Source organism: Paenibacillus sp. Root52 (assembly GCF_001426865.1).
Taxonomy (GTDB): domain Bacteria; phylum Bacillota; class Bacilli; order Paenibacillales; family Paenibacillaceae; genus Paenibacillus.
Window position 1 is genome coordinate 142,118 of record NZ_LMFO01000001.1, and the last position, 21,747, is coordinate 163,864.

Sequence of the window (21,747 nt, forward strand, 5' to 3'; positions counted from 1 at the left end):
CCTGATCATGTCAAAGTTAATATGACTTTGTAATTTTGGAGGGGACAAGATTGGATATAGATAGCCTAGTAGCACGTATTAACGAATTGGCTCGCAAACAAAAATCTACTGGTTTATCAGAGGAAGAGCTTGCTGAGCGTGCAAAACTTAGAGAGATTTATTTGAACAACATCCGTAGCAATTTCAGACAACAGTTAGATTCTATTGAAATTGTGGATGATGAGAAGGATCAAGGCCGCCAAGGCAAACTCAAACACTAGAGAAACCTAATGATATCATTATGATATTTAGGTTTCTTACTGTTATTTGAGATTGCTGTTTTTTTTAGATAATTGAATTTATAAGTTTTCAGGCGAAGCTGAACAATTCGATTATCGCAAGAAAAACTTCAGCTAAGCGCGGTCTGTCTTCTTTGAAAGTACGTCGATAGACGTTTTTCTTATAAGGGGGAACTTTTGGTTTACAGTCATGTAAGCCGATACAAAGACAATAAGGGGGATTCTCATGGCTCGTTCGTTCGAGAGGACGGTTCGGAAAAATTCTAAGCAGTTGAATCAACAACGCAAAAAGAGTGGTCAGCAAGTTTCAGGTACACCAGGAGTCGATATTTTCAAAGGTCGCAGCCTGTTGTTCCCTATATTCTTGATAGGACTTGCGTTTCTGTATCTGTTTATGAGTACATTTCTTGTGAAAGCTCCAATGACAACCTGGGATTGGGTTACTATGCTGCTGTACGTATTTTTGGCTGTGATCTTTCTCCTTCGTCGTCCTTACCTTAAAATTGGAAACAGTACGATTGCTACAATTAAGGGTAACCGTGAACGGTCGATCGGCGTTGACGATATCGTGAAGTTCCGAATTGAGCCTGGCTCAGTTGTCATTGAGCACAACGGTCGCGGTAAGAGATGGGTATTCACTAAATTGTTGAATCGTTACGATACAGATGCGATTACTGAACGTCTTTTAAGATTTGCCAAGTCGCATCAGATTACTGTGGAAACTTACGAGCAAAAGTAATTACTGCATAAAGGGGAAGATGACCGTAATGACGTTAAAAGCGATTTTGTTCGATCTAGATGATACATTGTTATGGGATGAGCGCAGTGTTAGAGAAGCTTTCCATGAAACTTGCCTTATAGCTGCACAAGAGACAGGCGTTGATCCGGCTGAACTTGAAGAAGCTGTTCGTAATGAAGCACGGAATCTGTATGAATCCTACGAGACATTTGCGTTCACCAAGATGATTGGAATCAACCCATTTGAAGGTCTGTGGGCTAACTTCACAGGAGGCGATCAACCGGAGTTTCGCCAGTTAGAGCAGCTTGCTCCAGTGTATCGTAGGGATTCATGGTATCGTGGTCTCTTGAAGTTGGGTGTGGATCGTAAAGATCTCGCGGATAGATTGGCATCCCAGTTTGGGGCAGAACGTAGATCTAGACCCCATATCTATGAGGAAACGATGGATACGTTGCGTCATCTTCAAGGAAAGTTCAAACTTTTGCTTTTAACGAATGGTTGTCCAGCTCTTCAACAAGAGAAGTTAGATGGTGTTCCTGAGATCGTACCTTTCTTTGATGAAATCATTATCTCTGGTTCTTTTGGTAAAGGTAAACCTGATCCTTCTATCTTCCAGTATGCTTTGGACCGATTAGGTGTTCAACCTGAAGAGAGTATGATGGTTGGAGACAAGCTCACGACGGATATTCGCGGTGCTTTATCCACTGGGATTAAGTCAGTATGGATTAATCGTGAGAACAAAGAGAACGCCGAAACGTATACACCTGATCATGAAATTAAGCATCTTTCGGAATTGGAACATATTATTGCTACATTCTAAAGAGATTTACGATGTTGTTTAATTACCAAACATCAATGACTTGTGTTGAGATGGAAGTTCATCCAGCGCGGTCATTGATGTTTTTTTGTTTTAAAAGAAATCAGCAACTGTTGAGAGCATAGCCAACGATTATTTTTTTGTAAAAGTTATTGAAATAATATATTACCTGGATTAGAATATAACTAACATACTAGTATGACTAGTATATGGAAAATAAGTGAGTGGTTAATTCAAATTTTGGTTTTAATGAGAAGTTTGAGTGTACCATATTTATTTTCAATTATTTTGTAAGCGCTTTACATAACTTTGATTCAGTTAAATGGAATACAGAAGAGAAAGATTCAACGCTGCTCTGAGGAAAACGCTTAGAGAATGCAACATCACCCAATAAAATGATATCGCTTACATTTACAGCTTGTTTATTCCGTAGTGGGGGTGAGATTGGTCTGTTGGTATAGTCTTCAACACAAAGAAGAGGTGGGAGTTGTAATCGAAGTTTTGGTTCTCAGTTACATTATCAAGATAGGGATCGGAGTGAGTGACACATGGAGTCTGAAACAGCTAAAGCCACACTAACGATGACATCTTTACGTAAAGAGAGCAAGCTTAGAACAATGGGAGCAATGTTCCGCAAGGATTGGCAGTTGTACTCATTGTTAATTCTACCCATTATTTACCTTATCATTTTCAAATATGGACCAATGATCGGCAATATTATTGCATTTAGACGTTTTGTACCAGGGGGAAGCATCTTTGGGGAAACTTGGGTCGGACTAAGATACTTTCAAATGTTCATCCAAGATCCAACTTTCTGGAAAGTGTTTAGCAATACGTTAATGTTAGGTGGACTCGCATTGCTATTTACTTTTCCAGTTCCAATCATTTTTGCCCTTTTACTGAATGAAGTGAAAAGTAAACGTTTCAAAAAATTCGTGCAAACTGCTTCGTACCTTCCACATTTTCTGTCCATCGTAATCGTAGCAGGTATGATTCTACAATTGACCTCAGTAAATGGTTCTATTAATAGTCTAGTCTCATTTTTTACGGGTGAGAGCATTCCGTTCATGCAGAAAGCAGAGTGGTTTAGAACCATCTATATTACTTCTGAAATCTGGCAGGGAATGGGCTGGGGAGCAATTTTGTATCTTGCGGCACTGACAACGATCGATGACTCTTTATATGAAGCAGCACGTATCGACGGAGCAAACCGATGGAAACAAACGATTCATGTTACGATCCCAGGTATTTTACCAACGATAGTCACCTTGCTTATATTAAACATGGGTAATTTCTTAGCTGTTGGTTTTGAGAAAATTTTGCTCTTATACAACCCGCTTATATATGAAACTTCTGACGTGATTTCAACCTATCTATACCGTGTCGGTATGGGAACAGGTAACTTTAGCTATGCAACCGCGATTGGATTATTTGAATCTGTGATTGGATTGATTCTGGTATTCTCGGTTAACGCAATCTCACGCAGACTGACACAGCGAAGCTTGTGGTAGAGGAGGGGCAGCATGATTGAATCTAGATCCTATAAAGTGTTCAAAGTATTTAACGCCATCTTTCTGATCCTTGTTGTATTCATCACGCTTTATCCGTTCCTTAATGTTGTAGCCCAATCATTCAGCAGCGAGTCCTACATTAACTCAGGTAAAGTAAGCTTGTTCCCGAGAGGTTTTAATGTAGAAACGTACAAAACCATTTCCGCGGATAGCATGTTCTGGACCAATTATAAGAATACAATTATCTACACTGTTGTTGGTACGTTGATTTCGATGTTCATGACAACGATCTTTGCGTATGCTCTCTCCAAGAAAAGACTCATGGGACGAAAGTTTCTAACGATGTTTGCGGTGTTTACGATGTTCTTTAGTGGAGGTTTGATTCCAAACTATGTGTTGATTAATTATCTTGGTTTCAACAATACGATGTGGGCAATTGTAGTCCCTGGTGCAATTAGTATCTATAACATGTTAATTATGAAATCATTCTTTGAAAATATGCCTGAGGAGTTAGAGGAAGCCGCAGCTATTGATGGACTGAATACGTATGGAATCTTGCTAAGAATTATACTGCCGCTGAGTAAAGCCGTCATGGCAACAATGGTTCTATTTTATGCAGTAGGTCATTGGAATTCCTGGTTTCCAGCATTCCTGTACCTCGACAAAAAGGAACTGTTTCCCGTTACGATTTACTTGCGTAATATGATCGCTGGCGCGACCGGTGGAGCTTCAGCAGGTGCTTCGGCCGATAACTTAACTCAAATTGCCGCAAATATTAAATCCGTTACGATGGTACTTACCATTTTACCTATTCTCACGATTTATCCATTTGTTCAGAGATACTTTGTAACCGGTATCATGTTGGGGTCAGTGAAACAATAGTCCCAATTCGATATAGTTCACATTTGAATTTTAAGGCCAAACTTAAACCACATGCAGGGGGTAACGAAATGAAACACAGACCACGTAAGCTTGTAGGCAAGATGGTTTTGGCAACAATGATGAGTGTTGTTTTGGCAGCATGTAGCAGCGGGGGTGGTAGTGAAGGAAAAGTAGAACCTGAGACGTTGGGGGCAATGGAATCGTATAGTGTCGGTGATACGTTTAAGGCAACGGAACCGTTTAAACTGCCAATCCTGTACAGTGATCATCCATCGTATCCATACAATAAGGATTGGCTATTAATACAGAAAATAACGGAGCTAACCGGCGTAACATTGGATCCAACGATTGTTCCCATGAGTGATTATCCACAGAAAAGATCCCTTCTGATCAGTTCTGGTGATGCGCCATTAGTCATTCCCAAAACGTATCCTGGTGAAGAGTCAGCCTTTGTATCCTCAGGTGCGATTCTGCCAGTGAGTGATTATGTTGATATGATGCCTAATTTCAAGGATAAGGTAGAGAAGTGGGGACTGGAAGATGAGCTTGAAGGATTGCGGCAAGAGGACGGAAAATATTATGTGCTCCCAGGTCTCCATGAAGAAGTCTGGCCAGATTATACACTGATTGTCAGAACGGATCTATTTGAGAAAAATAATATTGCTATTCCTTCGACCTGGGAAGAGTTATATGACGCAGCTAAAAAGCTTAAAGAAATTTATCCGGATTCCGTTCCGTTTTCCGATCGCTTTGAATTCAACAGCACATTGAACATTGCTGCCACTGGTTTTGGAACAAAAGGTGGGTGGGGATTTGGTAACGGTTTGACGTACAAGAAAGATCAGGATGAGTTCGTATATACTGCAACGACACCAGAGTACAAGGAGATGCTGACGTACTTTAACAAGTTGGTGTCTGAGGGACTTCTGGACAAAGAAAGCTTTACTCAAGATGATGATCAGGCTACTCAAAAATTTGTCTCTGGTAAATCCTTTATGATTAACGGTAACTCGCAAACCCTTGTACTGCATCGCAATGATATGAACAAAACATTGGGTGAAGGGAACTTCTCCATTGCCAAAATTACTGTACCTGGTGGACCGAAAGGTCAACTGATGTCTGGCTCTAGACTTGAGAACGGGGTCATGATTTCAGGCAAAATTAAAGATAACGATTACTTCCAAGCAACGTTGCAATTTATTGACTGGTTATATTACAGTGACGAAGGTCAGGAATTTGCCAAATGGGGTGTTGAAGGAGAGACGTATACCAAACAAGATGGTGTGCGCAAATTAGCGGATGACGTGAATTACAACGGATTGAATCCAAAAGGAACGAAGGATTTACGTATTGATTATGGCTTTTCAGGTGGTGTATTTGCCTATGGCGGAACGACAGATCTGCTTCACTCCATGTTTAGCGAGGAAGAGTTAAAGTTCCAACAGGCTATGAAGGATACCAAGGAAGTCATTCCCGCTGAACCGCCTATCCCATACTCCGACATTGACCGTGAACAGGTAACATTGTTAAGCACTCCCTTGAAGGACTACTCAGATCAGAATACGCTAAAATTCATCTTAGGAGATCGTGATATTTCAGAATTTGATACATTTGTAGAAGAGTTAGAAAAACAAGGCCTGTCACAATATATTGAAATCTCAAATGATACGTACAAGAAGTACAAAGAAAATAATCAGTAATAGTATCTAATCTAGAATGTACCAATTACCTATTGCCGTTTCACTGACCTAGTTTTAGTGGGACGGCAATTTGTGGTAGTATGGGTGGATACGGCTGATAGAAAGAGGTTAAACGATGTCACTTCACCAGAAGATTAGAGGCTCAACCCGAGCTTATTCATACAACCTCATCAAGGAACGAATATTTCATCTAGAGCTTGAACCTGGAACCAAGATTTCGGAGAAAGAAATTGCTGATGAATTGCAGGTTAGTAGAACCCCAGTTCGAGAGGCGTTTATGAAGCTTGCCGAAGAGGAGTTGCTGGATATCATTCCTCAGAGCGGAACGATTGTTTCCAAGATTAATCTGGAGCATGTTGAAGAAGGTCGCTTCATGAGAGAGAAGATTGAGAAAGAAATCGTTACGCTCGCTTGCTCCTCCTTTGATGATGAATACAAATTCAAAATGGAAACCAATATTGCGATGCAAGAAGTGAGCGCGGATAAAAACAATTTTTACAGATTGTTTGAATTGGACGAGGAATTTCATCAGATTCTATTTCTAGCTACAGGGAAAATGAGAACTTGGAAAATGCTTCAGCAGCTTAACATTCCCTTTAATCGATTACGGATATTGCGGCTCTCTGAGGTTTCCAACGCCAGCAATATCATTTCTCAGCATAAGGAAATTTATCAACTTATTACAGAACACAAGACAGACCAAGCAGTTGAAGTAATGGAGCAGCATCTTCGTCTCGTTGTGGTGGAGCAGGAAACGATTAAGAGTAAATATCCACATTATTTCATATAAAATACAACTGGTGTATAATGACTTCATACACAAAACCCCCTGTTCCGCGGAACAGGGGGTTTGTTGAGCACACACAATCTTGTATGTGATTAATTTTGAGCTTGTTTAATGAATGTAGGATCTGGATATGGATCAGCAATCCAGCCATTTTTCTCGATAAAGAGTCGAACAGCGATAATTTGTTTATTCTCCATTAATGTGAAGAAATGCGGTGTGCTTTCTGGTACAGAAATAACGTCTCCAGGAGACAACTCAACATTAAAATAACCTACATCATCAGTGGCTTTAATAACAAAGATACCTTTACCCGCTACGATTGCACGGATTTCATCTTCCGCATGGGTATGAATTTCTTCAAACTTAGCGAGTTTCTCCTCAATATCAGGGGTTTGTTCAGATAACGTGATTACATCCCAAATCTGATACCCGCGACGTGCAGCTAAGTCTTTGATCTCATGGTCAAAAGTTTCGAGAACTGCGCTTTTTTGATCATCCGTAAGTGCAAAGTTGTTTTGCAGCTCGGAGTCCAATTTAGACGCATCCCATTTTTCGTATAATACTTCATATTTGTCTAAGAAATTTCGAACATTCTCGTCTCCAGTGATACGTTCGTTCGTATTTCGGATTACAATTTCAGCCATGTTCTTTCCCTCTTTTCCACTTGGTTTAATTGATATTATATCGGCTGCAACGAATTTTGTCGATTCACATTTTGTCACAGTGTGCCTAAAAACCGCTTGAGTACGGTTAAAACCGATCTTTCACAATAAGTTAGTTTCTGTTAAACTAAGATTTAACGTTTTGCGGGGGTGAAGATATTGGATAAGCTTAGTCTACACGATGCAATAAAACAACGAATATTAATCCTCGACGGTGCAATGGGGACCATGATTCAACAGGTTGATCTTACCGGCGCAGATTTTGGCGGTGAAGATCTAGACGGGTGTAACGAGATGCTCGTACTTACAAGACCTGACATTATCCAGCGTATTCATGAAGAATATCTGGAGGCGGGAGCCGATTTGATCGAGACCAATACGTTTGGAGCTACCTCTGTCGTACTGGCTGAATACGATATTCAGGATCGTGCCCGCGAGATTAACTTGGAAGCCGCAAGAATTGCTAAAGCTGCGGTGGACAAATTTTCAACGCCTGAGTCTCCGCGGTATGTTGTGGGCGCAATGGGACCAACTACCAAAACGCTATCCGTTACTGGTGGCACTACGTTCCAGGAACTTATCGATAGCTATTTCGAGCAAGCTCTCGCTTTAATTGAGGGAGGCGTTGATGCGCTACTGCTTGAAACTTCCCAGGATACCTTAAATGTAAAAGCAGGCAGCATTGGAATTCAAATGGCTTTTGACCAGAGCGGTGTGAAACTGCCTCTTATGATCTCGGGAACGATTGAGCCTATGGGTACCACTCTAGCTGGTCAGAACATTGAAGCCTTTTATATATCCTTAGAACACCTTAACCCAATTTCGGTTGGACTAAACTGTGCAACAGGGCCGGAATTCATGCGTGACCACATTCGCTCACTATCCGCTATGGCTTCTGTGGCCGTGAGTTGTTATCCTAACGCTGGCCTTCCAGATGAGAATGGTAACTATCATGAATCGCCTGAATCGCTTGCGCAAAAAATAGGTGCTTTTGCCGAACAAGGTTGGTTGAACATTGCTGGTGGGTGTTGCGGGACAACCCCTGCTCACATACGAGCAATGCGAGACACGCTTGACCAATATCCTCCAAGACAAATGAACGGAACTCATCCGCCTGCACTGTCAGGCATTGATCCTGTCTATGTTGAACAAGACAATCGGCCTTACATGGTGGGTGAACGAACAAACGTGCTTGGATCACGGAAATTCAAGCGGCTGATCGTTGAAGGGAAATACGAAGAAGCTTCCGAGATTGCCCGGGCTCAGGTGAAAAGTGGCGCTCATATCGTCGATGTCTGTGTTCAAGATCCGGATCGCGAAGAAGCAGAAGATATGGAGAAGTTCCTTGAACTAGTCGTGAAGAAGGTTAAAGTTCCTTTGATGATTGATACAACGGATGCTCAAGTCATTGATCTTGCGCTTCAGTACTCTCAGGGTAAAGCGATAATTAACTCCATTAACCTTGAGGATGGCGAAGAAAAATTCGAACTGGTTACACCACTCATTCACAAGTATGGTGGAGCAGTTGTTGTCGGCACCATTGATGAGCGTGGTCAAGCGATTAGCAGAGAAGATAAACTTGACGTAGCCAAGCGTTCCTACGATCTTTTGGTGAACAAATATGGTCTTAATCCAGAAGACTTGATTTTTGATACACTGGTGTTCCCTGTTGGTACGGGGGACGAGCAATACATCGGGTCAGCTAAGGAAACAATTGAAGGGATTCGCGTAATTAAGGAAGCAATGCCTGAGGTTCACACGATTCTGGGGATTAGTAACATTTCCTTTGGACTTCCGGAGGCTGGTCGTGAAGTATTGAACTCCGTATTCCTGTATGAATGTACGAAGGCGGGTCTTGATTATGCGATTGTAAATACAGAAAAGCTCGAACGGTATGCGTCAATCCCAGAGCATGAGCGTAAACTTTCCGAAGAGCTTCTATATAATACGAATGATGATACGTTGGCAGCTTTTGTAGCAGCGTTCCGTAATAAAAAGGTAGAGAAAAAAGAGAAAATATCTAATCTCTCCCTTGAGGAACGATTAGGCTCTTACGTTGTTGAAGGAAGTAAGGAAGGGCTGATTCCTGACTTGGAACAGGCTCTAGGCAAATACTCAGCACTTGAAGTTATCAATGGTCCACTTATGCGTGGTATGGAGGAAGTAGGGCGACTGTTTAACAACAATGAACTTATTGTCGCTGAAGTCCTCCAAAGTGCCGAGGTGATGAAAGCTTCCGTAGCTTATCTAGAGCAGTTCATGGAGAAAAATGAGACATCAGTCAAAGGCAAAATTATTTTGGCAACCGTTAAAGGTGATGTTCACGATATCGGTAAAAATCTGGTGGAGATCATTCTATCCAATAACGGTTACCGGATCATAAATTTGGGTATAAAAGTACCACCTGAACGTATCATTGAGGCGTATCGTGAGGAAAAGGTTGATGCAATCGGATTGTCAGGGCTACTGGTAAAATCAGCACAACAGATGATTGTCACGGCTCAGGATTTACGTACAGCAGGCATTGATGTACCTATCATGGTAGGTGGAGCTGCATTAACTCGTAAATTCACGAAGAACCGAATCCGTCCAGAATATAATGGAATGGTTGTATATGCGAAGGATGCGATGGATGGTCTTGATTTGGCGAACAAGCTGATGAATCCTGTAACGCGTGAAGTGATGCAGGTGGAGATGGATGCTGAAAAAGAAGCTGATGCTGCGAATTCAGAGAATACTCAGCAACTGCCAGAGCTTACCCGGGTAGAGCGTTCTGATATCTCAATTGATCATCCAGTGTTAGTACCTCCAGATCTGGAAAGACATACTCTTCGTAACTATCCGCTATCTCATATTCTGCCTTATGTGAATATGCAGATGCTGTTAGGTCACCATCTTGGCCTTCGTGGTTCGGTAGAGCAACTACTTGCGTCAGGCGACCAGAAAGCAACAGATCTGAAATCTGTCGTCGATGAAATTATGCAAGAAGCTGTTCGTGACGGCATTATTCAGGCGCATGCGATGTATCGATTCTTCCCTGCTCAATCCAGTGGAAACAGCGTCATCATCTATGATCCTGAGGATACAAGTAACATCTTGCATACATTTACGTTCCCGCGTCAAAAAGTAGAACCTTACTTATGTCTCGCAGATTTCCTGAAGCCCGTTGAATCTGGTCAAATGGATTACGTAGGTTTCTTGGTAGTGACTGCTGGACATGGCGTGCGTGAATTGTCAACGAAGTGGAAGGAAGAAGGAGAATATCTCCGCTCACATGCTCTGCAATCTGTAGCGCTTGAAGTCGCTGAAGGTTTAGCTGAGCGGGTTCACCATATGATGCGGGATATTTGGGGCTTTCCAGATCCGGCAACAATGACCATGAAACAACGTCACGGTGCACGCTATCAAGGCATTCGGGTTTCATTCGGATATCCGGCATGCCCAGACTTGGAAGATCAAGGGCCACTGTTTAAACTAATGCAGCCTGAGGATATTGGTGTGGAGCTGACAGAAGGATTCATGATGGAACCAGAAGCATCCGTATCAGCCATGGTTTTCAGTCATCCACAAGCGAAGTATTTTAATGTAGAAAAGGCATAGTATAATAAAATGGTCAGGCAAAGCCCTCCGCATTGTCGGAGGCTTTTTGCTGGCAGCAGAAAGAGGTGCGATCCAGAGTGGAACTATATTTCCTGGGAACTAACGCTGGTGTACCTACGCTGCAGCGGAATGTAACTTCCATAGGACTTCGAATGTTAGACGAACGAAGAGCGTTATGGTTGTTTGACTGCGGGGAAGGAACACAACACCAGATCTTAAGCTCTCCGCTTAAACTGAGCAAATTGGAGAAAATTTTTATTACCCATCTGCATGGAGATCATGTATTTGGTCTTCCGGGTTTACTGTCAAGCAGAGCATATCAGGGTGGGACAACACCTTTGACGTTGTACGGACCACCAGGAACAGAGCGTATGGTATCAACCGCTATGGAATTAAGCCAATCTCGTATCAACTATGAGCTTACGATTGTGGAGCATACGGGTGGTAAAATTTTTGAAGATGACAGCTTCATTGTTGAATCTGAGTTATTAGAGCACCGAATTGATAGCTACGGGTACCGCATTACAGAAAAAGACCGTCCTGGCAGCTTGGATTCTGCGAGGCTTGCGGAATACGGATTGAAACCAGGTCCGCTGTTTGGACGGCTTAAACGTGGTGAAACGATTACGTTGGAAGACGGTACCTTAGTGCGTCCGGAGGATGTTCTGGGAACACCTAAACGTGGGAAAATCATTACGATTCTAGGAGATACACGTCCGTGTGATCATGTGCGAACACTTGCCCAAGATGCGGATGTGCTTGTTCATGAAGCTACATTTATGCATGATTTGGCCGATACTGCACACGAGTACTATCACAGCACAGCTCAAGAAGCAGCTGAAGCGGCAAGAGCATCGAACGTAGGGCAGTTGATTTTGACTCATTTTAGCTCTCGCTATAAAGATGAAGAGCAACTACGGCCACTTTTGGAAGAGGCACAGGAATTATTTCCGAATACGTTACTTGCCATTGAGCATCAATTGATTCCCCTGGCATCTTGGAAGGAATATAATCCTGTAGCAGATTGATCCATCTGATCAAGCGTGAATGAAGAATTCATGAAGAACCGGGACTGCGGGAAAGTTACTCCCAAGGTCCCTTTTGCAATCTGGCGAGAAAGCGTGTAGGATGTGCAGTATAAGCAGGGAAATAAATCAAATTATTTTCCGGGAAAGCGCAGGAATTGACAAGCTTGTACAGAAGGCGCGCAATGTCATATGTCCGTGTTCGATTCAGTTCGACGTGTTGTGACTCAGTGGGAAAACACTCTGTTTAAGACTTCATACATAGCTTCACGTTGGATTTTAGGTTCTATAGTTAAGGACATGAAATGTTAATGGAATTAAAGAAAGGGCGTGTTATGTGTGGTTAAGGCCTATTTAATTGACCTAGACGGCACACTCTATCATGGTAAGCACCGTATCGAAGGAGCTGACAAGCTCATTCGAACATTAGACGAGCAGGGGATTCCTTATTTATATGTGACGAATAACTCTTCACGAACACCCGAAGGAGTAGCGGAGCATCTGAATGGTATGGGTATTCCTGCCAAAGCTTCTCAGGTGTGTACATCTGCAGTAGCTGCAGCTGAGTATGTTGCTCAAGAATCTCCAGGTGCTAAGGTAGCCTGTATTGGGGAAGACGGATTGTTGAAAGCTATTGATGGGGCAGGACTTGAGCTTACTGAAATTAATCCACAATACGTCATTCAGGGGATTGATCGTGAGTTTACCTATGCTAAATTAACTAAAGCCTTACGGTGGATTAACGCTGGGGCTCAATTTATCATGACCAACCCAGATCTGCAACTCCCTTCTGACGATGGATTAACGCCAGGCGCGGGAACGATTGGAGCTGCCATTGAAGCAGCAACCGGAGTTCAGCCAACGGTGATCGGAAAACCATCCAGCATTATTATGAGATCTGCTATTCACCGCCTGAATCTAAGAGCCGAAGATGTTGCTGTAATTGGTGACAACATGCGAACCGATATTGCAGCAGGCGTGGCAGCGGGATGTGAAACGTTGCTGGTACTCACCGGTGTTACGACACGTGATAATATGGATGGACATATTCAAGCGGCGAAGGCGCGTCCTGATCATGTGTTTGAAGATTTGCATAAACTGATTGAGTGGCTGTCGCAAACGACAGGCCAAGCATCCAAGAAGGGGTAGATGTTATCATGCCAGAACTGCCGGAAATGGAAAATTACAGAGTATTACTATCTGAAAAAATATTGGATTTACCGATCACAGGTGTGATTGTTAATCGGGATAAATCCATTAATAAAGAAGTTCAGGCTTTCTCACAAGAGCTTGTAGGAAATCGAGTTATTTTTGTCGAGCGTAGAGCGAAGCACCTTATTTTCCATTTAGCTAATGGGAAACGGCTTGTTCTTCATCTCATGTTAGGTGGAATGATTTACTGGGGTACGGAAGAAGAGCGTCCAGATCGCTCCACACAAGTCGAAATTCAATTTGGAGAATACACGTTGTTCTTTATTGGCCTTCGTTTGGGTTATCTGCACCTGCTTACTTCGAAAGAAACAGAAGAAGCGATGTCGGATCTTGGCCCAGAGCCACTGGATCGTCGTATGAATGCAGAGCGTTTTGCGAATTTGCTGAAAGGAAGAAGGGGTACACTCAAAACAACCCTAGTTAATCAGCATATTATCGCAGGAATCGGTAATTGTTACTCTGATGAAATTGCATTTGCAGCTGGATTGAGACCAAGCTCCAAAACGCAAAATATTGCTTCTTCGACTGAACTAACGGAGCGGTTATATCACGCGATGCAATCCGTGTTAAGAGAAGCTGCTTCAGAGGGTGGTTATATGGAAATGCCCTTAATGAACGGAGATACGAAGACGGGTAGTTATGACGAACAGTGCCGAGTATATGATCGTGAAGGGGAAGCTTGTCTGCGCTGTGGGGGAACAATTGAGCGAGTAGAGATTACGGGCAAGAAGGCATTTTTCTGTCCGAATTGCCAGAATGAGGCCTAAACTAGGAATCGGTGCACATGTGAGCACGCGGGGAGGTTTTCTTCAAGCAGCCAAGAGGGCGCATGGAATTGGAGCGACAGCTTTTCAGTATTTTCCGAAAAACCCTCGAAGTCTTGTACTGAAGGATTTCGACCAGAGTGATGCGAAACAGTGCAGGGAATGGTGTGAGCAGCATGGGATAGCATCCATAGGGCACTCACCGTATCCTACGAATCCAGCAATAGGCATGACCCGTGGAGAGGCGGCGTTTCATGCTATAGTTTCATCGATCCGCAATGATTTGGAAATTGCCGAGGCTTGCGGATCGGTTGGAACGGTCGTTCATTTTGGTCACATGAAGAGTATTAACCCGCTTGAGGGTTATCAAAATCTCATTCAATGTCTGGATACGGTTCTGCAAAACTGGACCGGGCAGGCCAAAATACTGCTTGAAAATCAAGCAGGCGATCATGGCTCCATGGGAACCACAATGGAGGAACTAGTGCAAATTCGTAAGCTTAGCCAGTTTCCTGAACATATTGCTTTTTGTTTTGACACCTGCCATGCTTTTGCTTCAGGCATGTGGGATCGAGGAAACGAAGGTGCGATGCTGGAGAAAGGCAAACAGCTCGGATACTGGGAATGGCTTGCGGCAGTACATTTTAATGATTCGAAGTATGCGTCTGCATCTTGTAAAGATAGACATGCCAGAATAGGGCAAGGGCATATAGGTCTACAAGGGATGCAGGAGCTGCTCAGCTCGTCTGAATTTCAACAAGCCGTTGTCGTGCTCGAGACGGAATCAGGCGAAGATGGAACGCACCGTGATGATCTTTCGCTCATGCGTTCCTGGTTATAATCAGGGAGAGGAGCGATTGTATGCATGTGTTTTTGGATGATTACAGAGCCTGTCCGAAAGGGTTTGTATTAGCTATAAATGCTGAAGAGTGTCTGATGCTTCTTCGAGAGGGCGATGTGGATATACTATCTCTCGATTATGAGTTGGGGTCAGATTCGCCGAACGGCGGCGAAGTGGCGGCTACTATTGTGAGAGAAGGGCTGTATCCACGTGAGATCTATTTGCATACATCGAGCATGTATGGCAAACGGCAGATGTATGAAATGTTGTATAGCAACAAACCGGACGATGTAACCATTCATAATGGGCCAATGACAGGAGAAGTTATGCTTCGAGTGGCTGCTGAGGACAATGTCGTATGAAGCCAATTACATCCAAAATGTTAATGCGCAGTGTATGGGAAGGTGTGCCGCAGGCTGTATTCATATATACGCCTTTATGCGGTACATGCGCTGCTGCGCGTCGTATGCTGGAGATTGCCGAGCATCTGCTACCGGCTGATATACTATTTGAGATGAACATTCATGACATTCCCGAACTTGTACAGCAATTTCAGATTTCGAGTGTACCTGCGGTGATGATATTCGATGGAGAGCAGGATGTACCCAAAATGGTCTATCGAATGAGTTCAGTAGAGCATTTGCTGAATGAAATTCGGAAGGCGGTGCTAAAATGAGTATAATTAAGATGCAGCAGGTCTCACTTAAACGTGAAGATCTTCAGATTCTTGATAACGTAGATCTAGACATCGATGAAGGTGAGCATTGGGTCATTCTAGGTCGAAACGGCTCTGGTAAGACAACGCTACTTGAAATGATGAATGGATATATGTTCCCTAGCCATGGACGAATAGAAGTGCTTGGTAATTTATACGGACAATGTGATGTTAGAGAAGTGCGTAAGGAAATAGGTTATATCAGTCAGACCTTGATTGAAAAGCTCACGCCGCGAGATCCAGTATGGGAAGTCGTGGCTACAGGTGCGTATGCATTTTTACGCTTTTATCAGACCATCCCAGATGAGGTTAAAGAGAAGGCGTTGAAACTTCTTGACGAGATGGGATTTGCCAAACTAGCCAATCATGCACTCGGAACACTCTCACAGGGAGAACGTAAAAAAGTCATGTTAGCGCGATCCTTAATGGCAGATCCCAAATTACTAATTATGGACGAGCCTTGTGCAGGCTTGGATCTTTACGAACGAGAAAAAATGCTGGCTGAGATTGATCGTCTACGCAAGCGTAATATAACGGTCGTGTATGTAACCCATCATGTTGAAGAAATCGTACCCTTGTTTACACATGTGGCGTTGATTCGTGATGGTCGTATTGCTGCGGCAGGACCTAAACACGATGTATTAACAGAAGAAACAATTAAGCTTACGTACGATATTCCGGTCGAGATCCAGTGGGATGATGGACGTCCTTGGATACGCGTACGTTCTGGAGGGTAACACAATTTGAGTACACAGTCGTCTTGGGGAGAAGGAAATTTTTCCCGCTTTATATGCACTGCCAATCATGGATTTGCTCCATATGCTCAGGAGGAGCTGCGCCGTGCTTTTGGTGCAGTTAAGAGCACAGTTGTCGTACCAGGTGAGATTTTATTGGCGGGTCTACCTGTCGCTGAAGAAGAAGTATCGAAGAAACTGTTAGAGGAGTCTCCTACGTTTTTGCGGCATATTCAACCTGTTCAATTTCAAGAAAGCACAGAGAAAACAGAGGAAGCGTTGGATAAGTTTGTTGCGTTTGTTCTGAATCGATCTGAATTGACGGGTGAGCGTGTTGTATTGCAGGTTCGCAAAACAGAGTCAGCCTTCTGGGAGGAAAATGCTGCTTCGTTGAAGCAATTGTTAACGGATAAGTTGCACGAACTCAATTGTGAATGGGTTATCCGCGACGCTGATTTTGTTATTTCGGTATTTGTCTCAAATGATGCGTTATATGCCGGGATTTCTAAGCCTGAACAGAATCTCTCTGATTGGAGTGGCGGAGCGATCCGCTTTCAGAAGGAAGAAGGACAGATTTCTCGCGCGAAGTTCAAGCTACTTGAAGCAGAGCAGACGTTTGGAATCGATTTTACATCGTTCCACAAAGCTTTAGATATTGGAGCTGCACCCGGTGGTTGGACGTCTTTCTTGCTGGAACGTGGATTAGAAGTAACAGCTGTTGACCCTGCCAAAATGGATGCAACCCTGCTGCAGTCACCTCGATTGACATTTTTGAAGAAGAATGCAGGGGATGTTCGTTTTCATGATGGAGAATTTGACCTGCTTGTATGTGATATGAGTTGGAGTCCTAAGTTGATGAGTCGCCTTGTATCTGACCTTCTATATAGTCTACAATCAGGCGGAACCGCTGTTGTTACTGTCAAGCTGCTGCATAAGAAGCCACTTGCTCTGATTAAGGAAGTTATTGATACATTTGAGCGCTCACGTATGCAGATTCAACGCTCTAAACAGTTGTTCCACAATCGGGAAGAGATTACACTGTACATGATTAAGTACTAACGTAAACGTATAGAGTTAATTGAAATTTATTGCTTTACAATCCATTATTGCATGTACTATAATGATACCAATATTAACCATAACGAATTAAAGGGAAAGCATCCCGGAGTGAATGAACCAATGATTTTGGTTCGTAGCTTCGGTGAAGCTTTCCCTTTTTTGTTGTGTCAGAGAGGAGTGTGGCATATGAGACATCCGGCCAGACTAGAGCATGGAAGCCTGCTGGGCGGAAGATACAGAATCATATCTGTTTTGGGTATAGGCGGGATGAGTCATGTATATAAGGCTGAAGACTTGAAGCTGCCCGGTAAGTTTTGGGCGATCAAAGAGAGCATAACAAGCGTGTCTTATGAAGGAAGTATGGAAGCCGAAGCGGCGTTGTTAACGTCACTGAGACATCCCCGGCTTCCACAAATTGTTGATTTTTTCGTTCCGGATGAAGAGGGATATACCTATCTGGTAATGGAATACATCGATGGCGAGACACTTAGTGAGTACTTTAAGAAGTGCAAAGGCAAGATCCCGATGGAACAATTGACTGAATTCATATTGCAGCTTCTGGATGTGTTGAGTTATCTACATGGGCTGAATCCGGCTGTGATTTATCGGGATCTGAAGCCGTCAAACATTATGATCATCTCGGATAATGAAGTGAAGCTGATTGACTTTGGCATTGCGCGAAGCTATAAGTCTAATCACGTAGAGGATACTGTCAAACTGGGAACGGCTGGTTTTGCTGCCCCTGAACAATATGGCTCTGGACAGACGGATGCGCGCTCAGACTTGTATAGCTTAGGAGCGTTGATGTTATATTTAATGACTTCTGGTGCTTATACAGAGTGGATTCAAGGCGTTGAAGGTGCAATTCGTAGCGATGTTCCTCGTACATATATCCCTGTCGTGAGGCGGTTGCTTAGGCTGAGTCCGGATGAGCGATTTCAATCTGCGGAGGAAGTACGTAAAGAGTTACTTCGTAGACCCGGAATAGCAACTTCGAGGGGAGAAACAACGCTGACGATGAGTGGAGGAACAAGGGTAATCGCTCTGACCGGAGCTTCATCCGGTGTTGGCGTTACCCATACAGCAATCGCAATTAGTCACTACTTAGAAAGGCAAAATTTTAAAGTTGCTGTGATCGAGATGTCTCCACGCTCTCAATCATTTTCACGAATTCAACAGATTATACAATCAGGTAAGCCGTTATCATCGGGAAGACAATTTGAGGTTGATGGTGTGCACTATTGGAAACAATCCGGACGAGCTGATATTTTGTCTTTACTGGGTGGAAGTTATCAATTCATTATTATGGATCTCGGAAGTGGACAGGATCAGAATCGACTTGAGGAATTTCTTAGAGCTGATCTACCAATCGTGATTGGTTCTGGTGCCGAGTGGAGACAAGCGGAGATTCATGCGTTTGTCCGTTCGAATCATCGTTTTCCAAGAGACAAATGGATATACTGTCTGCCACTAGCATCTTCGGATGCTGTCCAGCGTATTCGAAAATCATTGGATACGTCCAGTGTATATAGTTTGCCGTTGAACATTGATCCATTTGACCGAGAACCACATATGGATAAAATATTTGCTCACATTTTCACTCATATGATTGGGCAGTTGCCGAAGAAGCGTTCGTTTTTTGCACGAAGAAGAGCTGGGGTCTGAGAATAGGTATTTGAAGGATATTTGAAGTTAGATATTTTGAGGAGATTTTGAGAGGAGAGCCCTTTTTTGTCTAAATTAAGAAAGCAAAGTCGTCAACTCATCTATGCCAGTCTTACTGGAGCCGGTGTGGTAGGTTTGTTGTTTGGTGGATACGTGATCTACAACATGAAGACGATGAGTGACACGAAGACTCAGATGGAGTCCCACTATTTATCCGCGTATGAACAAAAGGAAGCCGAATTATTGCAGCAATGGAATTCAGGGGCACAGGGATGGGTGACGATCCGTGATGTGGAGGCAGGCGAGAAAATTATGTCTGAGGATATTAAGCTCGTTGCCGTTCCCGATGCACAGGCTCCACGTAATTTATGGTCTAGCACGAAGCAAATGAATGGTCAGATTGCCAAAATAGAGCTTAAAAAAGGAACAGCTATTACGACGGAAATGGTGTATGAAGATACGCCCGCACCGCCCGATCTAAGAAACCGTGAACTGCAAGTTGTACTGTTACCTTCATCACTCACTAAAGGAGATAATATTGATATTCGGATTCAGTTTCCGACAGGTCAGGACTATATCTTATTATCCAAGAAGAAAGTAGAGCGTCTAAATGCAGCAACGTTATGGATCACGATGACGGAAGAGGAGATATTGACCTTGTCCAGTGCGATCGTAGATGCCTATTTACATAAAGCCTCAATTTACGCTCTGACGTATGTTGAACCTCAATTCCAGACAGCAGCGATCCCAACATATCCCGCCAACAGTGAGGTGTTGAAGCTGTTAGAAAGTGATCCCAATATTGTTCGTCGAGCCGAACAGGAGTTATCAAGACAGGTTAGAAACTCGCTAGAGAGCTCTCTAGCAGCTTCGATGACAACACCTTCACAAGGCGTGGAGCAGGATGTTGCTCAGTCTTCAGTCTCTTATAACAGTAGGCCGGGAACCAACAGCACGGCCAATGATGTGATCTGGAATGATGGGTCAAGCAGTGTGGGGCATGAAAAATCGTCGAATCCTGCCACAAATAATAATTATACTTCCGGTGTAACAGAGTACGATGAGCAGAAGACCCTCCTCACAGGTGGAGAATAAGTAGGGGAATCTGAAATAAGAGGGAATCTGAAATGAATAGTAGAAATCAAAAGACATATCAGAAACATATTTCTCCTAACAACGAATTATAGAGTGATGAAAGGAGCCGTGACTTCATTTGCAAACATGGATTTTTGCTGGATTATGTGAGAAAAACGACTTGTTATTATATTTATCTAAAATTTTGACTGCTTCAGGTAAGCGTGTCTTGCTTGTAGACGGAACATTGCAGCAAAAGTATGGCTACTGGACAGGGGAAGTACAGCATTCATTACGAATTACCGAGTTCGAAGGGTTCGATATCGCCAGTCATTTTGTGACATCTAATGCGGTGGAGACTCATCTTGAAGCGAATGGAGAGAAGGTCGAATCGTATGATTATACTATTTATGATATTGAAACCTCTCATTTTGCATCTAGAGACCTGTGGTTAGCTGCTGATATTCGTGTCTGGGTAAGCAATTACGAACGATATAATCTGGAACGGGGCAAGTTGTGGTTGAAGCAGCTCCTCGAAGAGAAGTCTTTGCCGGTAGAGCTTTCATTCCAACGTATTTTAATCAATGCGGTTGACTGTAAGCTTGAAGAACGTTACTTATGGGCGTATCTGGACGGAAGTCCATTTGTCTGGACAGGGGATGCGCTGCTTCTTCCATGGGACGAATTGACGGCAGCTGTAAAATTGGAGAACGAACATCATCGCCGCGTGTTACTTGCGCCCTTATCTAGAAATTATAAGAAATCATTATGCCGACTGGTAGAGCAGCTGACAGGTTGGGAAAGTGTCTACAGTCGTCGGACGATGAAGGAAGCGGAGAGGATGAGGGCATGAGTATTATTTCGTTTTGGAGCCCTTTTGCGGGTACTGGCACGACTTCAAATGTATTAATAAGTGCGTATGCTATGGCGCTCCACTATAGAACAAGAATATTGCTAGTTAACACTGGTTCGACCGGTAGCAGTATTGAAGCTGCACTTCCACCAACTGAGATTGAGGATGCTGATTCACTGTTTAGGTTTGAGGAAGGGGGATGGGATGCAATTGAACGTTTGTTCATCAGCGGAAGTCTGAATAAGCATAATCTGCGTGATTATACTAAACCTTTGCTTAAAGAGCGTTTGGATCTGTTGACTGGCAGAATTAATCAGATCGAAAGATCTCCTAAGGAACACAAGGAAACGTTAAAGAATTTACTCCAGGTTGCAAACGAGTATTATGATTTGGTACTCCTAGATGCGGGTAGCTCAGCCGTGAATGAATCCTTATTGCTGGAGCAATCCGACTATATCGTGGTGAACCTATCTCAGAATATGAGAGAGCTAGAAGTGTTTTTTGAACATATTTTGCCGAAGCACTTGAGTGATCAGAAGATACATCTGGTGTTGAACAAATATGATCCAAACGCTAAAGCATCAATAAGCAACATCCGCAGACGTTTTCGATACAAGGGCTCAATCTCTATTCTTCCTTATACAACCGGGTTTCTAGATGCAGTCAATCGGCGTGATGCGGCAGCATATTTACATTTGGAAGGTCTAAGTGACAGTAAGAATGTTCGAAAAGGAAGCTTCACAGCAAGTATGGCTGAACTTGCTCGCCTCATAATGGACGGCGCAGGGATGCGCACGGCTCTGAAGAGGCTGGAAAGGGGTGCCTGACC

21 protein-coding genes are annotated in these 21,747 nt (G+C 43.3%); 20 read left to right on the forward strand and 1 reads right to left on the reverse strand.

The window, feature by feature from the left end:
* Positions 1-50 precede the first annotated feature (50 nt).
* The 7 genes from ASD24_RS00640 (at position 51) to ASD24_RS00670 (ending at position 6,717) form a co-directional block, all read left to right on the forward strand.
* Positions 51-260: a DUF896 domain-containing protein gene (locus tag ASD24_RS00640; protein ID WP_056689967.1), complete on the forward strand. Its 210-nt coding sequence runs from the start codon at positions 51-53 to the stop codon at positions 258-260.
* A gap of 244 nt (positions 261-504) precedes the next feature.
* Positions 505-1,017: a hypothetical protein gene (locus tag ASD24_RS00645; protein ID WP_056689969.1), complete on the forward strand. Its 513-nt coding sequence runs from the start codon at positions 505-507 to the stop codon at positions 1,015-1,017.
* Between the two features lie 28 nt (positions 1,018-1,045).
* Entirely contained in the window at positions 1,046-1,837 is a 792-nt protein-coding gene (locus tag ASD24_RS00650; protein WP_056689972.1) for an HAD family hydrolase, read from the forward strand.
* 578 nt (positions 1,838-2,415) lie between these two features.
* A complete protein-coding gene (locus ASD24_RS00655) occupies positions 2,416-3,345 on the forward strand; it encodes an ABC transporter permease (protein ID WP_056692423.1) in 930 nt (309 codons plus the stop codon).
* Between the two features lie 12 nt (positions 3,346-3,357).
* Positions 3,358-4,227 carry a carbohydrate ABC transporter permease gene (locus ASD24_RS00660; RefSeq protein WP_056689974.1) on the forward strand — a complete coding sequence of 290 codons (870 nt, stop codon included), beginning with the start codon at positions 3,358-3,360 and terminating at the stop codon, positions 4,225-4,227.
* A gap of 68 nt (positions 4,228-4,295) precedes the next feature.
* A complete protein-coding gene (locus ASD24_RS00665; protein WP_056689977.1) occupies positions 4,296-5,927 on the forward strand; it encodes an ABC transporter substrate-binding protein in 1,632 nt (543 codons plus the stop codon).
* Between the two features lie 115 nt (positions 5,928-6,042).
* Positions 6,043-6,717 carry a GntR family transcriptional regulator gene (locus tag ASD24_RS00670; protein ID WP_056689979.1) on the forward strand — a complete coding sequence of 225 codons (675 nt, stop codon included), beginning with the start codon at positions 6,043-6,045 and terminating at the stop codon, positions 6,715-6,717.
* Between the two features lie 89 nt (positions 6,718-6,806).
* On the opposite strand, the gene ASD24_RS00675 is transcribed toward ASD24_RS00670, so the two are convergent.
* The gene (locus ASD24_RS00675; protein ID WP_056689982.1) at positions 6,807-7,358 is read right to left on the reverse strand and encodes an acireductone dioxygenase; all 552 of its coding nucleotides are present in this window, start codon (positions 7,356-7,358) and stop codon (positions 6,807-6,809) included.
* A 237-nt stretch (positions 7,359-7,595) separates the two neighbouring features.
* On the opposite strand from ASD24_RS00675, the gene metH reads away from it, so the two are divergent.
* The 13 genes from metH (at position 7,596) to ASD24_RS00740 (ending at position 21,745) form a co-directional block, all read left to right on the forward strand.
* Positions 7,596-10,976 carry a methionine synthase gene (metH, locus tag ASD24_RS00680; protein ID WP_397338351.1) on the forward strand — a complete coding sequence of 1,127 codons (3,381 nt, stop codon included), beginning with the start codon at positions 7,596-7,598 and terminating at the stop codon, positions 10,974-10,976.
* A 77-nt stretch (positions 10,977-11,053) separates the two neighbouring features.
* A complete protein-coding gene (gene rnz / locus ASD24_RS00685; RefSeq protein WP_056689987.1) occupies positions 11,054-12,004 on the forward strand; it encodes a ribonuclease Z in 951 nt (316 codons plus the stop codon).
* Between the two features lie 336 nt (positions 12,005-12,340).
* The gene (locus ASD24_RS00690; protein ID WP_056689991.1) at positions 12,341-13,150 is read left to right on the forward strand and encodes a TIGR01457 family HAD-type hydrolase; all 810 of its coding nucleotides are present in this window, start codon (positions 12,341-12,343) and stop codon (positions 13,148-13,150) included.
* Between the two features lie 8 nt (positions 13,151-13,158).
* Complete coding sequence (locus ASD24_RS00695) at positions 13,159-13,980, forward strand: Fpg/Nei family DNA glycosylase (RefSeq protein WP_056689994.1); 822 nt, start codon at positions 13,159-13,161, stop codon at positions 13,978-13,980.
* Complete coding sequence (locus tag ASD24_RS00700) at positions 13,970-14,818, forward strand: deoxyribonuclease IV (protein WP_056689997.1); 849 nt, start codon at positions 13,970-13,972, stop codon at positions 14,816-14,818. Before ASD24_RS00695 ends, ASD24_RS00700 begins: the two co-directional genes overlap by 11 nt.
* Before the next feature lie 20 nt (positions 14,819-14,838).
* Complete coding sequence (locus ASD24_RS00705) at positions 14,839-15,180, forward strand: cyclic-phosphate processing receiver domain-containing protein (protein WP_056690001.1); 342 nt, start codon at positions 14,839-14,841, stop codon at positions 15,178-15,180.
* Complete coding sequence (locus tag ASD24_RS00710; RefSeq protein ID WP_056690005.1) at positions 15,177-15,494, forward strand: thioredoxin family protein; 318 nt, start codon at positions 15,177-15,179, stop codon at positions 15,492-15,494. Before ASD24_RS00705 ends, ASD24_RS00710 begins: the two co-directional genes overlap by 4 nt.
* Complete coding sequence (locus ASD24_RS00715) at positions 15,491-16,270, forward strand: ABC transporter ATP-binding protein (RefSeq protein ID WP_442952572.1); 780 nt, start codon at positions 15,491-15,493, stop codon at positions 16,268-16,270. Before ASD24_RS00710 ends, ASD24_RS00715 begins: the two co-directional genes overlap by 4 nt.
* A 6-nt stretch (positions 16,271-16,276) precedes the next feature.
* On the forward strand, positions 16,277-17,326 hold the full coding sequence (locus ASD24_RS00720; protein ID WP_056690008.1) for an SAM-dependent methyltransferase: 1,050 nt from the start codon (positions 16,277-16,279) through the stop codon (positions 17,324-17,326).
* Between the two features lie 186 nt (positions 17,327-17,512).
* Positions 17,513-18,991 carry a serine/threonine protein kinase gene (locus ASD24_RS00725; protein WP_056690011.1) on the forward strand — a complete coding sequence of 493 codons (1,479 nt, stop codon included), beginning with the start codon at positions 17,513-17,515 and terminating at the stop codon, positions 18,989-18,991.
* 66 nt (positions 18,992-19,057) lie between these two features.
* Positions 19,058-20,086 carry an SAF domain-containing protein gene (locus ASD24_RS00730; protein ID WP_056690014.1) on the forward strand — a complete coding sequence of 343 codons (1,029 nt, stop codon included), beginning with the start codon at positions 19,058-19,060 and terminating at the stop codon, positions 20,084-20,086.
* A gap of 118 nt (positions 20,087-20,204) precedes the next feature.
* Complete coding sequence (locus ASD24_RS00735) at positions 20,205-20,918, forward strand: hypothetical protein (RefSeq protein WP_056690017.1); 714 nt, start codon at positions 20,205-20,207, stop codon at positions 20,916-20,918.
* Positions 20,915-21,745: a ParA family protein gene (locus ASD24_RS00740; protein ID WP_056690020.1), complete on the forward strand. Its 831-nt coding sequence runs from the start codon at positions 20,915-20,917 to the stop codon at positions 21,743-21,745. Before ASD24_RS00735 ends, ASD24_RS00740 begins: the two co-directional genes overlap by 4 nt.
* The last annotated feature ends 2 nt before the right edge of the window (positions 21,746-21,747 follow it).

Coding starts and splice junctions, on each gene's coding strand:
- ASD24_RS00645 (WP_056689969.1), top strand. CDS start 505: ATGGCTCGTTCGTTCGAGAGGACGGTTCGGAAAAATTCTAAGCAGTTG.
- ASD24_RS00650 (WP_056689972.1), top strand. CDS start 1,046: ATGACGTTAAAAGCGATTTTGTTCGATCTAGATGATACATTGTTATGG.
- ASD24_RS00655 (WP_056692423.1), top strand. CDS start 2,416: ATGACATCTTTACGTAAAGAGAGCAAGCTTAGAACAATGGGAGCAATG.
- ASD24_RS00660 (WP_056689974.1), top strand. CDS start 3,358: ATGATTGAATCTAGATCCTATAAAGTGTTCAAAGTATTTAACGCCATC.
- ASD24_RS00665 (WP_056689977.1), top strand. CDS start 4,296: ATGAAACACAGACCACGTAAGCTTGTAGGCAAGATGGTTTTGGCAACA.
- ASD24_RS00670 (WP_056689979.1), top strand. CDS start 6,043: ATGTCACTTCACCAGAAGATTAGAGGCTCAACCCGAGCTTATTCATAC.
- ASD24_RS00675 (WP_056689982.1), bottom strand. CDS start 7,358: ATGGCTGAAATTGTAATCCGAAATACGAACGAACGTATCACTGGAGAC.
- metH (WP_397338351.1), top strand. CDS start 7,596: ATGGGGACCATGATTCAACAGGTTGATCTTACCGGCGCAGATTTTGGC.
- ASD24_RS00695 (WP_056689994.1), top strand. CDS start 13,159: ATGCCAGAACTGCCGGAAATGGAAAATTACAGAGTATTACTATCTGAA.
- ASD24_RS00700 (WP_056689997.1), top strand. CDS start 13,970: ATGAGGCCTAAACTAGGAATCGGTGCACATGTGAGCACGCGGGGAGGT.
- ASD24_RS00705 (WP_056690001.1), top strand. CDS start 14,839: ATGCATGTGTTTTTGGATGATTACAGAGCCTGTCCGAAAGGGTTTGTA.
- ASD24_RS00710 (WP_056690005.1), top strand. CDS start 15,177: ATGAAGCCAATTACATCCAAAATGTTAATGCGCAGTGTATGGGAAGGT.
- ASD24_RS00715 (WP_442952572.1), top strand. CDS start 15,491: ATGAGTATAATTAAGATGCAGCAGGTCTCACTTAAACGTGAAGATCTT.
- ASD24_RS00725 (WP_056690011.1), top strand. CDS start 17,513: ATGAGACATCCGGCCAGACTAGAGCATGGAAGCCTGCTGGGCGGAAGA.
- ASD24_RS00740 (WP_056690020.1), top strand. CDS start 20,915: ATGAGTATTATTTCGTTTTGGAGCCCTTTTGCGGGTACTGGCACGACT.